The 3042-nt window shown below is 66.3% G+C and carries 2 protein-coding genes and 2 pseudogenes; 1 reads left to right on the forward strand and 3 read right to left on the reverse strand.

Annotation, left to right across the window (positions count from 1 at the left end; genetic code table 11):
• Positions 1-1401 (reverse strand): FAD-binding oxidoreductase (locus tag Y705_RS16940; RefSeq protein ID WP_155849885.1); only part of this gene is annotated, 1401 nt, incomplete at its 3' end.
• Between the two features lie 52 nt (positions 1402-1453).
• Here Y705_RS16940 and Y705_RS0103070 point away from each other — a divergent pair.
• Positions 1454-2173 carry a GntR family transcriptional regulator gene (locus Y705_RS0103070; RefSeq protein WP_026531796.1) on the forward strand — a complete coding sequence of 240 codons (720 nt, stop codon included), beginning with the start codon at positions 1454-1456 and terminating at the stop codon, positions 2171-2173.
• Between the two features lie 4 nt (positions 2174-2177).
• Here Y705_RS0103070 and Y705_RS0103075 read toward each other — a convergent pair.
• Both Y705_RS0103075 and Y705_RS22935 read right to left on the reverse strand, forming a co-directional pair.
• Positions 2178-2569: pseudogene (locus Y705_RS0103075) on the reverse strand (PH domain-containing protein).
• A gap of 93 nt (positions 2570-2662) precedes the next feature.
• A pseudogene (locus tag Y705_RS22935) lies at positions 2663-3042 on the reverse strand (NYN domain-containing protein); the annotation flags it as partial.

Consider the following 3042-nt stretch of genomic DNA (forward strand, 5'->3'; position numbering starts at 1 on the left):
GCGGGCACGGCCATCGCCGTGTTCGCCCGACAGCGAGCCGCCGTAACGGGACACCAGTGCCGCGGCATCGGTGAGGAACGCGCGGAAGGCGGCGGTGCCGTCCTCGCGGTGGAACGGGAAGTCGAGACGGACGTGCACGCAGCCGTCGCCGAAATGTCCGAACGGAAAGCCGGTGAGGGAGTGTGTGAGCAGGAGGTTGTCGAAGTCGCGGAGGTAGTTCCCCAGCGTTTCCGGCGGCACGGCGGCGTCCTCCCAGCCGGCGTGCGCCGGCACTCCGGCTGGTGACCGGCCTGCCAGTCCCCCGCCGTCCTCGCGGATCCGCCACAGGGCGGCCGCCTGTCGAATATCTCCGATGATGCGGGAATGCCGGGCGGCGTCGATGCGGCTGACCCGAGCCGCCCGGTCGGCGACCTCCAGAGCATCGTCTCCGGAGATCTCGACGAACAGCCAGGCAGCACCGCCGGGGAGTTCGGGCACGGCCTGCGGGCCTTTGCGGCTACGGACCACCTCGACGATGCGCGAATCCAGGCCCTCGCAGGCGGTGGGCCGGAAGGGCAGCACAGCGGGTACGGCGTCACCGGCGTCCCCGATGTTCTCGAAGCCCAGCACCACCAGGGTCTTGTACGGCGCATCGGCCACCAGCCGCACTCCCGCCTGAAGCACGACGGCGAGCGTGCCTTCGCTTCCGACGAGCATCCGGCGCAGGTCGAACCCGCGCTCGGGCAACAGGTGCTCAAGCGAATAGCCGGAGACCTGCCGGCCGAACCTCCCGAGTTCAGTGCGGATGGTTCCCAGTTCGGCGCTCACCAGCGACCGCAGCGCGTCGGTTTCCGGCGTGGACGGCGTGCCGTCAGCGCCGAGGTGCAACCGTGCGCCGGAGCCTGTGACGACGTCGAGCTGTGTCACATTGTCCGCGGTACGTCCGTAGGCAAGCGCGCGCGAACCGCAGGCGTTGTTGCCGATCATCCCCCCCACCGTGCAGCGGCTGTGGGTGGAGGGATCGGGACCGAACCGCAGGCCGTTGGCCAACGCGACCTTCTGCAGGGTGGCGTGCACCGCGCCGGGTTCCACGATCGCGGTGCGGGCCTCGACGTCGAACTCCAGCACCCTGTTGAGGTGGCGGCTGAAGTCGATCACCACGCCGCTGCCGATGGCGTTGCCGGCGATGGAGGTGCCGGCGCCGCGTGGGGTGAAGGGGATGCCGCGGTTCCGGCAGACCTCGAGGGTGGTGAGAACCTCGTCCAGGTGCCGAGGGAAGACGACCGCCGCGGGCTGCACTCGGTACAGGGAGGCATCGCTGGAGTAGACCGCGCGTGAGGTTGCGTCTGCCCGAGCGTCCGGCACGCCGCGGGATCGAAGTTCGGATACGAGGGATGTAGGTGCTGTGAGCGTCGTCGCCATGAGTAACATGTTACTACCCTTATGCGGTGCGCCGCAGACTAGTCTTGAAGTCATGGTCCACTCCACCGCCGACGCCGGCAATCGCCAGGTGCGCCCCCCCACCCTCACCGACCGCACCATCGAGGCAGTTCGCGAGGGCATCCGGGCCGGCACGCTGGTTCCGGGCGAGTTGTATTCGGTGTACCGGTTGGCCGACGAATTGGGCGTCTCCAGGAGCCCGGTCCGGGAGGCCCTGCTGCGGCTGGCGGAAACCGGGATGGTGGCCTTCGAGCGCAATCGGGGTTTCCGCGTCGTCCTTCCCGGCGCGCGGGAACTGACCGAGATCATCGCTGTTCGCCTCGCGCTGGAAGTGCCCGCCGCCGAGCGGGCGGCTGTACGCGCGGACGCCGCCGACCGCGCGGCCCTGCGGACCGAGTACGAGGCGATGCAGGCCTCGGTCACGGCCGGGGATGAGACCGCGTTTCTGCTGCATGACCAGCGGCTTCATACGCTGCTGCTGGAGCTCGCCGGGAACGCGCATGTCACCCGGATCATCGAGAACCTGCGAGACGCTACGCGGCTGGTCGGCGCTTCCACCATCCGGAAGTCCCGCTCCCTCGAGGACGTATACCGGGAGCACCGGCCTATTCTCGACGCCCTCGATCGAGGCGACGCACCGGCGGCCGGTGCCGCCATGCGCAGTCATCTGGAGTCCACGGGCCGGCTGCTGCTGCGAGAAGCTGTGGGCTCGGGCGACGACATCGGCCTGATGTGGACGGATCTGATCGAGTGAACCGTCAGCGGCCCGAGCCCAGCACCGAATGGGCTATGAGCATGTCGAGCCGGCGGACATCGACTTTCTTGCCCACCTTGATCTTGATCTGTCCAGCTCGCGTCCAAAGTTCCAGTTCACTGTCGATGTCAAAGGTCCCCGCGTTTTCCGAGGACCACCTGTTGATAGCCGAATAGGGCAAGGAATAAACCTCCACCTTCTTGCCGGTCATCCCCTGCGCTTTCCGCACGACCAATCTTCTGGTCGTGAAAATCGCGCTGTCCGGAATGTCCTGTACGCGGAAACCGGTCGCTCATCGCCAACCATCAAGTTGGCTACATCGTTCGGTATCGGGCAATCATGGTAAATCGGATGGGGCGCATCATGGACTGCAATATCCGATCGTTCATCCCGCATAATGAGAGATACCGACACTTCTTGGCGGTTTCAACCCCGGCTGGGCAATTCCGACATCAACGGAGTCGACTGACGCATCCCCCCACGTTCCACTCAGATCAGAGCGTCCAGCTTTCGCCAGAATGCCTGGCGAAGCTCCCGTCTAATGCTCTGCAAATCGGTTCTGAACTCGCCGATCCGCTGGGCGCAGTCCTTAAGCAGGACCCTGTCAATCTCCGCGGGCAGGATGGGACGGTCGTCCAGCAGATCGTTCAGCTCTTTCTGGGTGATCGTCCCGAACCAGCTGACGGCCACGCTTTCACCGACCTCCATAGCGACGTCCATCGGAGATTCCTCCAGAACCGGGCCCTGTACGGCGACGCCTCCTGAGCTGTACACCAGGTGGGATGACGCGTGCTGGACAGATACTGCAGGCAGGAACTGGCGACTACCCGGTCTCGGCTTCTCCGCGGGCGAGGCCGGCGGCTTGGGCA

The organism is Arthrobacter sp. H41, from assembly GCF_000520535.1.
Taxonomy (GTDB): domain Bacteria; phylum Actinomycetota; class Actinomycetes; order Actinomycetales; family Micrococcaceae; genus Arthrobacter_D.

Coding starts and splice junctions, on each gene's coding strand:
- Y705_RS0103070 (WP_026531796.1), top strand. CDS start 1,454: ATGGTCCACTCCACCGCCGACGCCGGCAATCGCCAGGTGCGCCCCCCC.